At 69.6% G+C, this 13918-nt stretch carries 17 protein-coding genes and 1 pseudogene; 9 read left to right on the plus strand and 9 right to left on the minus strand.

The features are described from left to right. Nucleotides 1–95: 95 nt before the first annotated feature. Together HV824_RS24790 and HV824_RS24795 are read left to right on the plus strand one after the other, a co-directional pair. Entirely contained in the window at nucleotides 96–368 is a 273-nt protein-coding gene (locus HV824_RS24790) for a GIY-YIG nuclease family protein (RefSeq protein ID WP_176424390.1), read from the plus strand. A gap of 82 nt (nucleotides 369–450) precedes the next feature. Next, nucleotides 451–834, plus strand: a complete 384-nt coding sequence (locus tag HV824_RS24795; protein WP_255208316.1) for a hypothetical protein — start codon at nucleotides 451–453, stop codon at nucleotides 832–834. Nucleotides 835–851: 17 nt separating this feature from the next. On the opposite strand, the gene HV824_RS24800 is transcribed toward HV824_RS24795, so the two are convergent. Further along, on the minus strand, nucleotides 852–1166 hold the full coding sequence (locus HV824_RS24800) for a hypothetical protein (RefSeq protein ID WP_176424391.1): 315 nt from the start codon (nucleotides 1164–1166) through the stop codon (nucleotides 852–854). 41 nt (nucleotides 1167–1207) lie between these two features. Here HV824_RS24800 and HV824_RS24805 point away from each other — a divergent pair, with 41 nt between their 5' ends. Together HV824_RS24805 and HV824_RS24810 are read left to right on the plus strand one after the other, a co-directional pair. After that, the gene (locus HV824_RS24805) at nucleotides 1208–1537 is read left to right on the plus strand and encodes a hypothetical protein (protein ID WP_176424392.1); all 330 of its coding nucleotides are present in this window, start codon (nucleotides 1208–1210) and stop codon (nucleotides 1535–1537) included. A gap of 28 nt (nucleotides 1538–1565) precedes the next feature. Further along, nucleotides 1566–1991, plus strand: a complete 426-nt coding sequence (locus HV824_RS24810) for a hypothetical protein (protein WP_368738102.1) — start codon at nucleotides 1566–1568, stop codon at nucleotides 1989–1991. 17 nt (nucleotides 1992–2008) lie between these two features. Here the strand turns inward: HV824_RS24810 and HV824_RS24815 are convergent, their stop codons facing one another. From HV824_RS24815 to HV824_RS24840, 6 genes are all read right to left on the minus strand, one after another. Beyond that, nucleotides 2009–2701, minus strand: a complete 693-nt coding sequence (locus HV824_RS24815) for a radical SAM protein (protein ID WP_176424394.1) — start codon at nucleotides 2699–2701, stop codon at nucleotides 2009–2011. A gap of 89 nt (nucleotides 2702–2790) precedes the next feature. Beyond that, on the minus strand, nucleotides 2791–3624 hold the full coding sequence (gene nudC / locus HV824_RS24820) for an NAD(+) diphosphatase (protein ID WP_176424395.1): 834 nt from the start codon (nucleotides 3622–3624) through the stop codon (nucleotides 2791–2793). A 74-nt stretch (nucleotides 3625–3698) separates the two neighbouring features. After that, nucleotides 3699–4085: a lactoylglutathione lyase gene (gene gloA / locus HV824_RS24825; RefSeq protein ID WP_176419560.1), complete on the minus strand. Its 387-nt coding sequence runs from the start codon at nucleotides 4083–4085 to the stop codon at nucleotides 3699–3701. Nucleotides 4086–4149: 64 nt separating this feature from the next. Beyond that, complete coding sequence (locus tag HV824_RS24830; protein WP_176424396.1) at nucleotides 4150–6477, minus strand: hypothetical protein; 2328 nt, start codon at nucleotides 6475–6477, stop codon at nucleotides 4150–4152. A 20-nt stretch (nucleotides 6478–6497) separates the two neighbouring features. Then, nucleotides 6498–6890: a hypothetical protein gene (locus HV824_RS24835; RefSeq protein WP_176424397.1), complete on the minus strand. Its 393-nt coding sequence runs from the start codon at nucleotides 6888–6890 to the stop codon at nucleotides 6498–6500. Between the two features lie 19 nt (nucleotides 6891–6909). Further along, complete coding sequence (locus HV824_RS24840; RefSeq protein ID WP_176424398.1) at nucleotides 6910–8100, minus strand: nitronate monooxygenase family protein; 1191 nt, start codon at nucleotides 8098–8100, stop codon at nucleotides 6910–6912. A 244-nt stretch (nucleotides 8101–8344) separates the two neighbouring features. On the opposite strand from HV824_RS24840, the gene HV824_RS24845 reads away from it, so the two are divergent. From HV824_RS24845 to HV824_RS24860, 4 genes and pseudogenes are all read left to right on the plus strand, one after another. Further along, a complete protein-coding gene (locus HV824_RS24845) occupies nucleotides 8345–9292 on the plus strand; it encodes a DUF2381 family protein (RefSeq protein WP_176424399.1) in 948 nt (315 codons plus the stop codon). An 11-nt stretch (nucleotides 9293–9303) separates the two neighbouring features. Further along, nucleotides 9304–9795, plus strand: coding sequence for a serine/threonine protein kinase (locus HV824_RS24850; RefSeq protein WP_176424400.1), 492 nt, complete (start codon nucleotides 9304–9306; stop codon nucleotides 9793–9795). Nucleotides 9796–10073: 278 nt separating this feature from the next. Further along, a pseudogene (locus HV824_RS24855) lies at nucleotides 10074–11418 on the plus strand (AHH domain-containing protein). Nucleotides 11419–11437: 19 nt separating this feature from the next. Next, nucleotides 11438–12013, plus strand: a complete 576-nt coding sequence (locus tag HV824_RS24860) for a DUF1629 domain-containing protein (RefSeq protein WP_176424401.1) — start codon at nucleotides 11438–11440, stop codon at nucleotides 12011–12013. Here HV824_RS24860 and HV824_RS24865 read toward each other — a convergent pair. Further along, nucleotides 12010–12390, minus strand: coding sequence for a transposase (locus tag HV824_RS24865; RefSeq protein WP_255208321.1), 381 nt, complete (start codon nucleotides 12388–12390; stop codon nucleotides 12010–12012). The genes HV824_RS24860 and HV824_RS24865 overlap by 4 nt on opposite strands. A 296-nt stretch (nucleotides 12391–12686) precedes the next feature. After that, entirely contained in the window at nucleotides 12687–13319 is a 633-nt protein-coding gene (locus tag HV824_RS24870; RefSeq protein WP_176424403.1) for a glutathione S-transferase family protein, read from the minus strand. A gap of 266 nt (nucleotides 13320–13585) precedes the next feature. Here HV824_RS24870 and HV824_RS24875 point away from each other — a divergent pair, with 266 nt between their 5' ends. Beyond that, on the plus strand, nucleotides 13586–13846 hold the full coding sequence (locus tag HV824_RS24875; RefSeq protein ID WP_176424404.1) for a hypothetical protein: 261 nt from the start codon (nucleotides 13586–13588) through the stop codon (nucleotides 13844–13846). Nucleotides 13847–13918: the final 72 nt, after the last annotated feature.

Raw genomic sequence — 13918 nt, forward strand, 5'->3', positions numbered from 1 at the left:
TCCCGGAGCGATGTGGGCGGGGGCGCCGCGGCTGCGGCTTCGGGGCCTCCGGGCTCGCGGCGCGGGGTGAGACGGCGGTCCCCGGGGGCGGTAGAGTGCGGCACGCCGTGCCGGACGAATCGCCCTCGTGGACTGTCTACATCCTGCGCTGCCGTGACGGCACGCTGTACACCGGCGCCACCAGCAACCTGGAGCGCCGGCTGGCCACCCATGGCCGGGGGCGCGGCGCGGCGTACACGCGGGCGCGGCTGCCCGTCACCCTGGTGTGGAGCGAGGCCGCGGGGGACCGCGGCGCGGCGCTCCGGCGGGAGGCCGCCATCAAGCGGCTGTCGCGCGCGGAGAAGCTGCGCATGCTGGGGCGCACCTGAGCGCCTGTATCACGCCGGTGGGGCAATACCTCCCCCGTTGCAGGCGCGTTACTCTGGCGCGACCATGCAAGGGGGCCGGTTCATGTCTCACTCGTACTCGAAGGTGTTCGGGGCGTTGGTGCTGTTGGGGCTCGGGGTGTCCTGCCGGGCCAACCACCCGCCCGAGGTCTCCACGGGGCCGCGGCCTTCGCCGCAGGTCGTCGCGGCGGGGGGCGAGGTGTCCTTCGTCTTCGAGGTCGAAGACCCGGACGGGGACGCGATGACCTACCAGTGGAAGCAACTCCCTGCGCAGCCCGCGGGCACCTTCAGCGATGTGAACGCGCGCAACCCCACCTGGGTGGCGCCCGAGGTGTCGGAGACGACGAACTTCGCCATCATGGTCACCGTGCTGGACAGCGAGGGGGGCGGCATCGTGGCCCAGGGCCCCGGCGTCATCGTCCACGCGGCGGCGTCCCAGTCGCCCTGAGCGCCGCGGGCCGCGCGTCAGGGAGTGGCGCGCGGCGCCGTGGGCGGCGGCGTCTGGCCGGCCTGCCCCCGCGCCCGCTGGTGGGTGCGGCGTACGAAGAGCCCGCCCAGGATGAGGAAGAGGCCCGCGCCCGCGCCCCCGCCGATGACCTGGTACGAAATCAGGTCCGCGGACGTCTGGCGGATGACCTCGGGCAGGTTGCACATCGTCTGGGTGGCGTAGGGCGTCTCGTTGTTCCAGCCCAGGTAGTGGGGCCCCAGCCAGGAGGCGACCACGACGCCCAGCAGGGCGCCGGCGAGGACGAAGTTGAGCAGCGTCTTGGCGGCGTTCATCGGCAGGCACCTCGGCTGGTTGACGTCGGGGCGTGCTTAATATGCGCACGCCAGCGCCGCAAAGCGTGGAACGTGTTAAGGGGGGAAACGTGCCGCTGCTCCCGCTCGCCATCCTGTTCGCCGCGCTCGCGCTGGGCTGCGCCGCCACCCTGCTCGTCCACGCCTTCCGGCGGAGCGTGGGCACGGGGGTGATGGTGCTGCTGATTCCCTGCTACATGCCCTTCTACGCCTTCAGCCAGTTCGAGCACCGGCGCAAGGGCCTCATCGTCGCGGGCTTCATGGCCAGCACCGTGCTGGCCGCCGTGTTCCTGGGGCTGGGCCTGCACAGCCTGTCGGCGCTGGCCTCGCGCTCGCCGCCCACGGGCTTCTGACGGCGGGGCGCCCGGCGTGGAAGGCCGCGTGCGCACACCCATCGGCGCCGTCTGCGCCACCCACCTGGACGAGGCCGCGGTGGCCACGTGCACGCGCTGCGGCGGCTTCCTGTGCGGGGACTGCACGGAGCTGGTGGGCGAAGCCCCCTACTGCGCGCCCTGCGTGGCGGTGCTGCGCCGGGAGGCGCGTCCTTCGCGGGTGATTCGGGTGGCGCTGGCGCTCAACGTGGCGGGGCTGGTGTGCCTGCCGTGCTCGCTGGCGTTGCCGCTGCCCACGCTGGTGGCGGGGCTGGCCGGCGTGGTGCTGGGCCTGCGGGAGCTGCGGCGCATCGCCCGGGGCGAGGGCGCCGAGCGCGGGCGGACGCTGGCGCGGGTGACGACGGGGCTCGGCTGGCTGAACCTGGGGCTGGCCTCGAGCTGGCTGTCCGTCATCTTCTTTGGCTTCGGGCCCTGAGGGCCCCATCGCCGCGCTCACACGCCGCGCGCGTTCGGGTCCCACAGGTACTTGTGCATCTGCAGTTGGAAGCGCACGGCGAGCCTGTCCTCGATGACCCACTCGGCGAGCTCGCGCGGGTGGAGCTTGTCGAACACGGTGGAGAACAGGGTGCCGTAGGGCTTCTGGAGCAGCTGGTGCTCGGCGATGAGCGCCTTGGCCCAGTCGTAGTCCTCGCGCGAGCCGATGACGAACTTCAGCTCGTCGTTGGCGTTCATCGACGTGAAGTTGCGGTAGTCGTTGCGTGAGTGCTCGCCCGAGGAGGGCGTCTTCATGTCGACGATTTTGTGCACCGCCGGAGGCACCAGCCGCACGTCGATGGCGCCGCTCGTCTCCAGCAGCACCTTGAAGCCGGCGTCGAGCAGCGCCTCCATCAGCGGGTAGACGCCGGGCTGGAGCAGCGGCTCGCCGCCCGTGACTTCCACCATGGGCGTGCGCAGGCCCCGCACCTCGCTGACGATGTCCGTGATTTTCCGGCGCGCGCCGCCGTGGAAGGCGAACTCGCTGTCGCAGTAGGTGCAGCGCAGGTGGCAGCCCGTGAGGCGGATGAAGGCGCACAGCAGCCCGGCGTGTGAGGACTCTCCCTGGACGCTGAGGTAGATTTCCTTCACCACCACGGAGTCCGCGGTGGGGACGCGTCGGGGCTCGATGTGTGGGCGCGCTGCGGGCATGGCGTCTTCGCTGATTCGGGGGAGGGGCGCTTCAACCCCAACCTGCCACGCCAGGTCAAGCGCGGCCTGCTGCCTCGCCCGAGGGGCACTCAAGGGGCGGCGGGGCCCTTCACGCGCTCGACGAAGGCGTCGATGAGCTGCCGGGCGATACTGAGCTTCGGGGGGATGCGCGGCAGGTGGTCCGGGCTGAACCAGTGGGCCTCGGAGATTTCCTTGCGGTCCACGCTGATGTCGCCGCCCGCGTGCTCGGCGGTGAAGCCCACCATCAGCGAGCGGCCGAAGGGCCACGGCTGCGAGCCGAAGTAGCGGACGTTCTTCACGTCGATGCCGACCTCCTCCTTCACCTCACGCGCCACGCACTCCTCCAGCGACTCGCCCGGCTCCACGAAGCCGGCGAGCGTGCTGAACATGGGCTCTGGGAACTGGGCGTTTTGCGCCAGCAGCATCGTGTCGCCGCGGGTGACGAGGACGATGATGGCGGGGGCGATGCGGGGATAGAAGGGCGTCTTGTCCACCGGGCAGCGGCGGGCGCGCTCTCCGGCGACCAGCAGGGTGGGCTGTCCGCACCGGCCGCAGAAGCGGTGGGTGAGGTCCCACTCGACAATCGCGAGCGCGCGGCCCGCCACGGCGAAGCGGGCGTCATCCACGCGCTTGAAGAGCGAGCGGGCGGCGACGACCTTGTAGCCGTCGGGCGGGACGAAGTCCTTGGCGAACCCCGCCGCGTAGCAGTCCACGCCGTCCAGCGCCCCCAGGTAGTGCGCGGCGGCGGCGAGCTCCGGGAAGGCCGCACCAGTGGGGATGGCGACGCCGTCCGCGTGCTCCTGGACGAGCACGTCCATGCCCCGGGCGAGGAAGAGCAGGGCGCCCTCGCGTGGCCGGTCGGGTGGGGTGTGGTCGGGGAGGAAGAGGGGTGCGGAGCTCACGGCGCCACACTAACGGGCCTGGGCCGGATGTGCAGGCGTTGCGTGAGCTTCGGGCCTGGGACGGCGCGGTGGGCTCAGCGGTCCTTCTGGATGAGCTCCACCTTGTAGCCGTCCGGGTCCTCGACGAAGGCGATGACGGTGGTGCCGTGCTTCATGGGGCCGGGCTCGCGCACCACCTTGCCACCGGCCTGCCGGATGGCCTCGCACGTCCCATGGATGTCACTGACGCCCAGGGCGATGTGGCCGTAGGCCGTGCCGAGCTCGTACTTCTCGACGCCCCAGTTGTGCGTGAGCTCCAGCGCGGGGTGGGTGTCCTCGGGGCCGAAGCCCACGAAGGCCAGGGTGAACTTGCCGTCCGGGTAGTCGTGGCGGCGCAGCAACTTCATGCCGATGACCCGGGTGTAGAAGTCGAGCGAGCGCTCGAGGTCACCGACGCGGAGCATGGTGTGCAGGATTCGCATGCGCGCTTCATAACGCCATCATCGCGTCGCGTCATGCGTCCCCGCCGCCCGCTGCCCCGGGGACTCAGGGCGTCTCCTCGGACTGTGCCTTGGGCGGCACCGTGAGTGTGCCCACCTGGACATGGGACGGCGTCAGCGGTTTTCCGTCCGTGCCCCGTCCGTCGATGCGGGAGCCATCTCCCCCAGCGTGCCACAGGCCCACCAGGACCTTCCGCTCGCCCGCGTCCCAGTCCTTCGTGGACACGGAGAAGGCGTCCCGCAGGAGCGTGTCGCGGGGCGCCTCGGCGAAGAAGTAGGTGCCGCCCAGCACCGGGTGGTCCGCGTTCTTCCGCTTGCTGCCCGGCGGGCCCGGGAAGTGGACGAAGATGCCCGCGGAGCGAGGCACCGGCCCGGTGACGCGCCAGTAGAGCACCAGGTGGAGCAGCCCCTCCGCGTCCGGCGCCGACGGCAGCTCCGCGCCCACCAGCTCCACCGGCACGTCGAACCGCGCGCCCACGGGCTTCGCGGTGGGCGGCAGCGCCGCCACGCGTATCGGCGAGCCATCCGCGTTGAGGGGCGCGGCGCGGGCCAGCGGCTCCGGTGACGTCGCCAGCAGCACGCCCCAGACCACCAGCGGCACCGTGGCCACGCCGATGGCCGCGGGCCCCAGCCGCCCGCGCAGCCGCCAGGCCACGAAGCCCAGGCCCAGCCACGCGAGCGCGGAGACCCCCGCGCCGCCCAGGCCGGAGCGTGGCAGGAAGCGCAGCACCACGCGGTGCGTCCCTTCCGCCACGCGCACGCCGAGCAGCCCGTCATGGGACACCACCTGGCCCTCCGAGGACTTCCAGCCCGGGTGCCAGTTCTGGTTCACCAGGAGCACCGTGGGACGCGTGGCCGTCACGTCCACCGTGACGCGGTTGGGGGTCCACTCCACGCGGCGCGCGGTGCCCGCGGAGGCGTCCTCCAGGTACTCCTCCTGGGGCAGGTCGCCGCGCAGGCGCTCGGACATGGGCACCGGCCACGCCTCGCCACAGGCGATGGAGCCCCGGTTGAGCGCCAGGAAGTAGCCCTGGGCCCAGCGGTTGCCGCGCGCCTGGGCGAAGGGGCGCTCCGCCTCATTGGGGACGGGGCCCGGCGAGGGCACCACCTGCGACCAGCGGCTGAGCCGGTCGAAGGCGCGCACCTGGAGGCCCCAGCCCACGGCGATGACGACGCAGGCCACCACCGCCACGGTGGGCCACCAGGACGTCGCCGTGCGCGTGGCTGGCACGCGCCACACGCGCACCAGCAGCACGGCGAGCCCCAGCGCCACCAGCTCCGCCAGGAAGAGCCCGGCGGGCACGAGGAAGCGCTCCGGATAGCGCAGCGTCCCGAAGATGGGCAGCAGCCGCAGCGCGCCGAACAGCGAGGGAACCGCGGCGTAGCCGGCCGCCATCCACACGCACAGCGCCGCCAGCACCGCCGGGTACAGCGCGCGGCGCCAGGCCCACGCGGCCAGCGGAACCAGCGCGAGCACCGCCGGCGCGAGGAAGAAGTTGCCCGGGTCGCTGTGGCCGGAGCGCGCCGGCATCTGGAGCAGCATGCGCGCCAGCTCCTCCGCGGCGTTGCCCGGCGTGCCCGCCATGATGCGCGGCGCCGAGCGCATGGTCTCCACCAGCGGCCACAGCCGGAACGCGCAGGCGCCCAGGGTGAACACGGCGGTGGCGCCCAGGGCCCACAGGGCCGACTTGCGCCGGGGCGTCCCGCGCAGGCCGTACAGCGTGCGCCCGGCCTCCAGCGCGACGAAGAGCGCGCCCATGGGGACGGGATACGTGCCGCCGAAGCCCAGCAGCACCGCGAAGGTGCCAGCCACCACCGCGGCGCCGCGAAGGTGACCCTCCGCCGCGCGGCGCGTGCCCCACAGCAGCCAGGGCAGCAGCAGGAAGCCCGCGAAGTTGAGCCAGCCGATGGACCACGACAGCGCGGTGAAGCCCGCCAGGCCGAACAGCGGCGCCGCGCCGAGCGCCCCCAGCGCGGAGCCCACGCGCCGCCGCGCATAGTGGAAGAAGCCCTCCATGCCGAGCACGAGGAAGGCCCACAGCAGCAGCGGCTCCGCCGTCCGCGCGCCCATGAGCGCGGACACGAGCAGCGTGGGAGACGCCACCCGCGTCTGCGGACTGCCCAGCGCGTACTGCCCGCCGCAGGCCCACGGGTTCCACAGCGGGAGCTGCCCGTAGTGCGTCACCGTGCGCGTCCCCGCGTCCTCGTACGAGTGCAGCAGGTGCGCGTCGCGGAAGTCATTCATGCCTCCGGCCTGCTGCAGTGGACGCCAGGCGGCGGCCAGCGCCAGCGCGGCGAACAGGGCCAGCCGCACGCTGGTGAGGGTGGCGGCGCGGTGGGCGAAGCGGAGCAGCCTGCGGGGAGGAGGCATCATGGGCGAAAGGGCGCCGGAGCTCAGTCGTAGAAGGGGCGGGGCTTGCAGGGGCTGGCGGTGGCCTTGCGCGGGGGCAGCACGGGCTGGCCGTGCAGCTCCTCGTCGATGGCGCCCAGGACGTCCGTCACCGGCACGCGGCGGCGGCGGGCCTCGTCCAGCGCCCACTGGCGCTCGGACGCGCCGAAGTCATCGTCCTGGGACCAGCGGTCGCCGGGAAAGGACTGGCGCGACTTGCGGCGCCACTCCGGCTCCTGGCGCGCGGCGGCGCGGCCTACCTGCTTGCGCTCGGCCGCGCTCAGGGCGCGTTCGCGTGGCGGCAGCTCGGCCGTGGAGGCGCGCACCACCGCGGTGGCGCCGCACAGCGCGAAAGCCAGCCAGCCGACCTGCGCCGTTCGACGCCACCTTGCACCCATGAGGGCGCTCTACTCCAATTCAGCCCCGGCCGTCCTCATCCGCGTCGGCGTCCAGGCCGTGCGGATCCGCGAGCACCCGGCGCGCGCGCTCCATCAGCTCCACTACGATTTGTCCGGCGGGCAGCACGCTCTCGATGCGCGCCATGCTGGCGCCGCTGGCCGGCATGGACATCTCCTCCAGGTCCCCCTCGGTGTCGGGGGTGGGCACGAAGGCGCTGTGTGGTGGCACGTCGACAAGGGGGCCGCCTGGGATGCCAGGGAAGAGCCGGGTGGTGCCGATGCGCTCCGGTGTCGCCATGGGCATGGGCACGCGGCCCTCGCGTCCCGTCCACTCGCGCACCACGCGGTTGCGCAGCACGCGCATGCGGTGGCCCGGCCACTCCCGTCCGAAGACCGTGGTGACGTCCGAGTCCCCCGCGTCCCCGTCGACGATGCGCTGCTTGTAGGACGGGTGGGCGTGCGCTTCCACGGAGGCCACCATGCGCGTGCCCACCCAGACGCCGTCCGCGCCATGGAAGAGGGCGCGCGCCGCGCTGGGCCCGTCGGCGATGCCGCCCGCGGCCAGCACCGGCACTGAGTCCGTCAGCTCGCGCAGCTCGCGCACCAGCGCCAGGGTGGGCGTGGTGCTCTGGTTGAGTCCGGACGCCTGCCGGCCCTGCGCGATGAGCCCGTCCACGCCCAGCGCCAGGGCCAGCCGGGCCACCTCGCCCGAGGGCGCCTGGACCCAGACCCGGCAGCCCGCGGTCCGCAGCGCCGCCACCCACTCCGAGGGCGGCAGGCCGCCTTGGAAGGAGACGATGGGCACGCGCCGGGCGACGCACGCCTCGATGTGCTCGCGCGTGGTGGGGTGCCGGCCATCCCGTGGGACCAGGAGGAAGTTCACGCCGAACGGCCGCTGCGTGCCTGCTTGGATTGCCTGGAGCCGGACCTCCAGGGCGTCCGCCGGCTCCGGCGCGGCGCCGAGCATGCCCACGCCACCCGCCTCTGACACGGCGATGACCAGCGGCGGCAGCGACACGAAGGCCATGCCGTCGCTGACGAACGGATAGTTCACCCCCAGCTCGCGCGTCAGCCGCGTGTGCAGGGTGTTGCCTTCCAGGACATAAATCGGAGGCCGCCGGGGCTCCTCCGGACCCGAATCACCGTGCTCGTCGTCGGGCTCGGCTTCACGGGAAGAGGGCGGGGAACGTCCGTCATTCGCTCCGTTCATCGGGTCTCCTGAAGCTGCCGGGCTCTTCGGCTTCTCCAAGGTTACCAGCAACCCCACTGTTCTAGAGGCGGGGAGCGGAAGAGGGCCTTCCAGGCTGGTTGCCGGGCAACAGCCGAGCGCCGGGCTTGGCGCGTCAGTGCTGACGCCTCTTCAGTGGGCCGAGCAGGGCCAATGCTCGGCATCCTACACGCGAGGCCCGCGTAGGTTGCCGCGCTTGGACCCAACTTGGTAGGTTGGCGGGACTATGCGCACTCTCCCCGGTTTCGGGTATGGCCTGATCGCTGTCCTCGTGGTGTCATCAGCCGCTCAGGCCCGCGACGAGCGCGACAAGCCCGCTGTGCGCGCCATCATGCTCTCCGAACACCCAGCAGACGGCACCCACTCCGTCTACGTGAAGGGGCAGGTCGTCACGACACTGCGGTTCGAGCAGACTGTAGACCCGAGCAAGACGAAGATGATGGGTTGGGAGGGTCGGCTTGAACCGTTGGCGGTTGCTCGCAACAAGGTCATCCTTGAGCCCATTCGGGACCTCCACCGGGACGAGGGCATTCCCCTGGTCGTGACACTGATTGATGGGACCGAGATTCCGTTCCTCGTGAAGCCCCCGTGGCGCAAGAACGACGGAGGGTGGCCGCCGATTCTCGACCAGCAGGTCGACGTGTTCAAAAATCGGGAGAGCTATGCGTCCATGTACGCGGCCCTGATGGACGCGCTCAAGAAGAACGACACGCTCACAGAAGAGAATGAGCGCTATCGCAAGGAAGAGAACTCGGTCGATCACGCCCTCGCGACGTTGCTTGCCAACGGGGAGGTCAAGAAGACGCCGTTTCGCCGCAAGAGGTACTGGCGCGCGAAGAACGAGGACATGGACATGAAGGTGGAACTGTTCGAGGGCCCCGGGAAGGCGGCGGTCGTCATCCACCTGAAGAACACCGACTACGGCCAGCCATGGGCATTTGATGGCGCCTACCTGACTCGCGATTTCACCAGCTACACGGCTCGCCCCTTTGCGCTTCGCATGGACCGAGGCGTGATCGCGCACGGTCAGTCGGGAAAGATCGCGGTTGTGGCTGACAAGAGCGCCTTCGAGACAGGGGGTGGACAGCTCGCTGATCTCTTCCTACAGATCTTCCGGGGGGATGGGCTCCTACAGGTCGCAGTGGCGATGGATCACACCCTCATTCGGCAGTAGAAGTGCCGTTCATGCACACGATCAAAGCGCTGCTGCTCGGCTCCATCGTCCTGCTCACCACGTCTTCCGGCTGCACGACAACCGGCGGCGTGGCACTCCGTCCGGACGGCACGCCGGGTCCGCAGGAGTGCTCGGCGAAGGCGCTTGAAGTCATGCGGTATTTGAAGCTGCATGTTGGGGATTCCGCGTGGGTGGACCTTGATGCGAACCAACTCGACGCAAGGCGCATCACGCTCTACGATGGACCTATCGAGAGCATTTTGGACGAGGAACTTGGGACGCTTGAGTCGACGACCCGCTTGTATGGACAGGTCTGGACGAGCGGCCCACAGGTCGTCATCCGGTGGTACGAGGCCCACCCGCCGGACAGCGAGAAGGTTCCCCTCTGCGCGGTAGCCCGGCTCAGCCGTGACCAGATGCGGAAGTTGCCCGAGTCGAAGCCCGGGATGGCCATCCTCGAAGGCTCCAAGGCAGCAGCGTACATTGTCGATGCGTTCCGTTGACGCGCTCGTTCGGCTGGCCGCGCAGGGCAGCAATATTTTGAAATCATGAGCTCATTGACATGGGGGCGTGTGGCAACGCCGTCATAACGAAGCGTCAAGAGAGAACGCAGGTAGGCATGGCACGATGCGCCTATCTTCGGCGGTGTCACCTGTCCGAGCACGCTCATGGTGGACTTCAGTGGTTTCGCGGAACTCCCGAAGGTGCCCATCAAAGAGCCGGTCCGTGGAATGCCGTGGAGCCATCAATGAGCGTGCGCGACAACACCTGGGGACACTGCATGGTGCTTCGATGGGCGGCGCCGCTGCTCTTGCTCACAGTCGTCACTGGCTGCGCGACAACTCGAGTCGTGCGGCTGGAAACCGGACATGACTCTTTCGTTGTCACTCCGAGCGAGGAGCCAGGCGCGGAGCTGGAGGCGGCCGAACTCGACGACGACGAATTTGAAGAGGCTCTCGCAGAACTCGCGCGGGACGTGCGCCCTCAGCGCAACCCTATGCAGCAAGCCCGAGAGCTCTTTGGCGTTCCGTCCCGCAGCGGGGTGTACGGCTATGAGAGCAGCCCCCCCTCGGTTGATACCCCAACGTCGCGAGGACGCGGATGGCCCCCACCTGCTGGAGTCCTACGCGGACGAGGAGTTGACGCGCGCCTACGGACAGTGGTGCAAGCGAAAGGGCCGGCCTGGAGACTGCTTACGCGTGTTGGAGGAAGGCCCGCTGTTGGCCAGCGACGGCAAGTTCACCTGGGCCTTTGCCATCGCGATGGATTCGGTGTGGGAGGAGACCGCCGAAGCCTTGAGGGACACGACAGACCCTGTCGCGGTGATGGCCGCCATCACCGCCAGCGCGACGATGTACCTCATGCTCTGGGCCCTACCGGAGCCCCTCTCGAAGGGGGCCGCGGCGACGCTGACGGCCCTTGCCATCGCCTACCTGGGCGTGGACACGGTGTGGCGCCTGCTGGACGGGTGGCTGACCTTGGTGCGCGAGGTGGAGCGGGCCACGACCTACGAGCACCTCAGCGCAGCGGGTGAGGCGTATGGGGAAGTCCTCGGGGAGAACGCGGCGCGCGTCTTCGTGATGCTGGCCACGGCCGCGGTGGGTAGCACGGCGGGTCTGGCTGCGACGGCCGCGAGACTGCCGGGCTCCGCCCAGGCCGCTCTTGCCGTGGAGTCTCAGGCGGGCATCTGTTACGGCGCTGTCGGAGGCGTGCGGACCGTCGCGGTGGCAGCGGAGGGCTTCACCATCGCGCTTGCCCCCAACGCCATGGCCATGTCGAGCCGGGGCATGGGGGGACGTGGCGTGGAGCGTCACCACATCGCCACGAACAAGAATGACGTTTCAACCGCGAGAGGTGGGCCCTGGACTCCTGAGTTCCGAAAGCTCTTCAGGCAGGCCGGGATGGACCTGAAGGACCCTGAGAACATCGTCGAAATCGCAGGTCACAAGGGCCCGCATCCTCAGAAGTATCATGATATTGTTTACTTGCGCCTTTCGGAGGCGATGGCCAGTTGCCGTACGGTGGTTGCTTGTCGCAAGGCCCTCGCGAGCGAGCTGCGCATCCTCGCCAGGGAGGCCAAGACTCCAGGAACGCTACTTCACAGGCTCGTGACTCAAGGCAAGTAGAACCGTTGCGCAATCCACCATGGTGAATCCTTCGCGATACTTCAGGCTCAAGCCAGAGATGCTGAGCGGGAAATGGTCTTTGGACGAGCCGCTGGACAATCAGGGCCACGAGATGGAGGACTGGAGGGAATTTACGTCAGGGCGCCCCGCGCGCGTGTCCGGTCCCCTGATGATTCCCATTGACGAGCCTGGGAGGCGGTTGGATTTCAGCACCGCAGGCGCTGGTATGACTCCCGTTGTTCACGTCAGAGTGGCCACCCTCTTCGCGGAGTTGGCCCCCAATGATGTGCAACTGATACCTGTGGATATCCATGGCTGCCCCGATGAATACCTTATTCTCGTGGCGACACGTCTGGTTCGATGCATCGACGACAAGGCCTCGGAAGACGTGATGTACTGGACGCCAGAGGATGGGAGACTGGAAAAGCTCGGCATGTACCGAAGTGTTTATGGAATGCGGATTGACCCCACGAAGGTGGGCGACGTCAAAGTGTTCCGCACCTGGGGATGGACCGGCGTGCTCATTGTCTCCGAGGACATCAAGACGGCGATGGAGCGCGCGAACGTCACGGGAGCAGAGTTCGAGGAAGTCTAGTCCTTCGACCGCAGCATGTCGCGGCGTGGCGTGTAGTGCACGGTGAAGCGGCACCAGAGGGCGTGGCCTTCCTTCTGTCCAAAGGTATCCGTCAGCGTCTTCTCGCAGTGGGTGTTGAGGTTGTCCCAGACGAGGTGAATGGTGCGCGCCCGCGGGTAGGCGTCCGCCACGTGCTTGAGGGCGCGGGCGGTACGCGCCGCGGTGCGGTTTGGCGTGGCCTCCACGCGGTGACGCCCAGCGAGCGGCTCGACACTGTAGAAGAGGTTGGCGCTGCCCTTGCGCACGTACTCGTAGTCCCGCTGGGCCACGTGGCCTGGGCGCGGGGGCTTCGGGGCCGCGCGTCCTCGTGCAGGGGCACCGGCTTCTCGTCGAAGCAGATGACGGGCTCACGGGCAGAGTAGGTCGTGTGGCCCTCGGGAGGTGGCGAGCAGACGAGCGACACCACCTGCGCCTCACCAAATCTCGCGTGGTGCCCAGCGCCAGGCACACCTCGGACGAGTGTCGTCCCTCGTCCAGCAACCGCAGCACCCTTGCTTGCTTGAAGATGCGTGCCGAGATGAGTCCGTTCGACAGCAGCGCCCCGGGACGGCCGGGAACGAAACGACTTCGGCGATGTCGCCGGGCTGTCCCAACCGCTCCATCGGGTTGAGCTTCGCGAGCCGCTCCAGGGTGCTCAGGCGCGGGAGGGGGCCGGAGGCGCGGTGCGCTGCCACGCCTCCAGTTCCTGCACGCGCCCGAGCCATGCCCGGATGTTCGCGTAGTCCCCGAGCGGCAGCCGCGCGGGCCCCGCGAGGGCGAACGACGAGGCGAGCGAGAAGTCCGCGAGCGTCAGGCGATCCTGCGTGACCCACGTCCGGCCCGCGAGGTGCGAGTCCAGCACGGGCGCGGCCTGCGCGAAGAGGGCTTCGCCGCGAGCGACCTCGGTGGGGTTCGGCGGCCCGCGGCCGGTGCGCTGCTTCACGAAGTTCTCCAGGACGAGGACGGTGGCCGCCGGGGACATGTGGGCGGAGCACCAGAAGAGCCAGCGGTTCACGTCGGCGCGTCCGCGCGCGTCCGTGGGGAGCAGGGGCTGTCCCGGCGTCTTCTCCGCCAAGTACAGCATGATGGCGCGCGACTCCCAGAGCACGAAGCCGTCGTCGTCCAGCGCCGGGACGCGCCCGTTGGGGTTGATGCCCAGGTACGGCGCCTCGCGCTGCTTGCCCGTGGTGAGGTCCACCTCGATGCGCTCCAGGGGAGTGCCGAGGTGGGTGGCCACGAGCAGCACGCGGCGCGAGTTTCCGGACATGGGGTGGAAATAGAGCTTCATGGCGCTCCTCCAGGACGGCGTGGGTCGATGGGCAGAACCTACCCATCCTCTGTGACAGGGGGCTGTCAGGTATGAGGCTTCAGGCCGGAGAGGGGGCCTTCTCCGTTCGCCCGCCACCACCGGCCCGGGGCCTCGCCAGTCTCCAGGTCGAAGAAGCGGGTCACCGGAGCCTCGGATTGACTCGGGTGGATTCCTGATCGGCGCTGCTAGTCCTCAGACTGCGCGAAGATACTGCCCGAGCCGCGGGTTGCATGAGGGGGTGGCTCATGAAGTCCACGGTAAGGAAGCAGGCGCGGGCGGCGCCCATCGAGCTGAAGTTGAAGGCGGAGGACCGCCTGCAGCTCGGGGCGCTGCTGTCGCACGGACTCATCTCGGCACGCATCTTCAAGCGAGCAAGGGTGCTGCGGTTGCTGGACGAGGGACGACACTCGTCCGAGGTGTGCCTGGCGCTGGGCACCACGCGAGATTTGGTGAGGCGCAGGTGGTGTCGCTCGTCTGCTCGCCACCTCCCGAGGGCCACGTGTTGATGGTCTCCAAGAAGCGCAGATTTCTGGTCATCGGCGACCAGGAGTTCGGGAACCGCGCGGCCGGTGCAGCGC

The sequence above is a fragment of the Myxococcus sp. AM009 genome (assembly GCF_013372605.1).
Taxonomy (GTDB): Bacteria; Myxococcota; Myxococcia; order Myxococcales; family Myxococcaceae; genus Myxococcus; species Myxococcus vastator.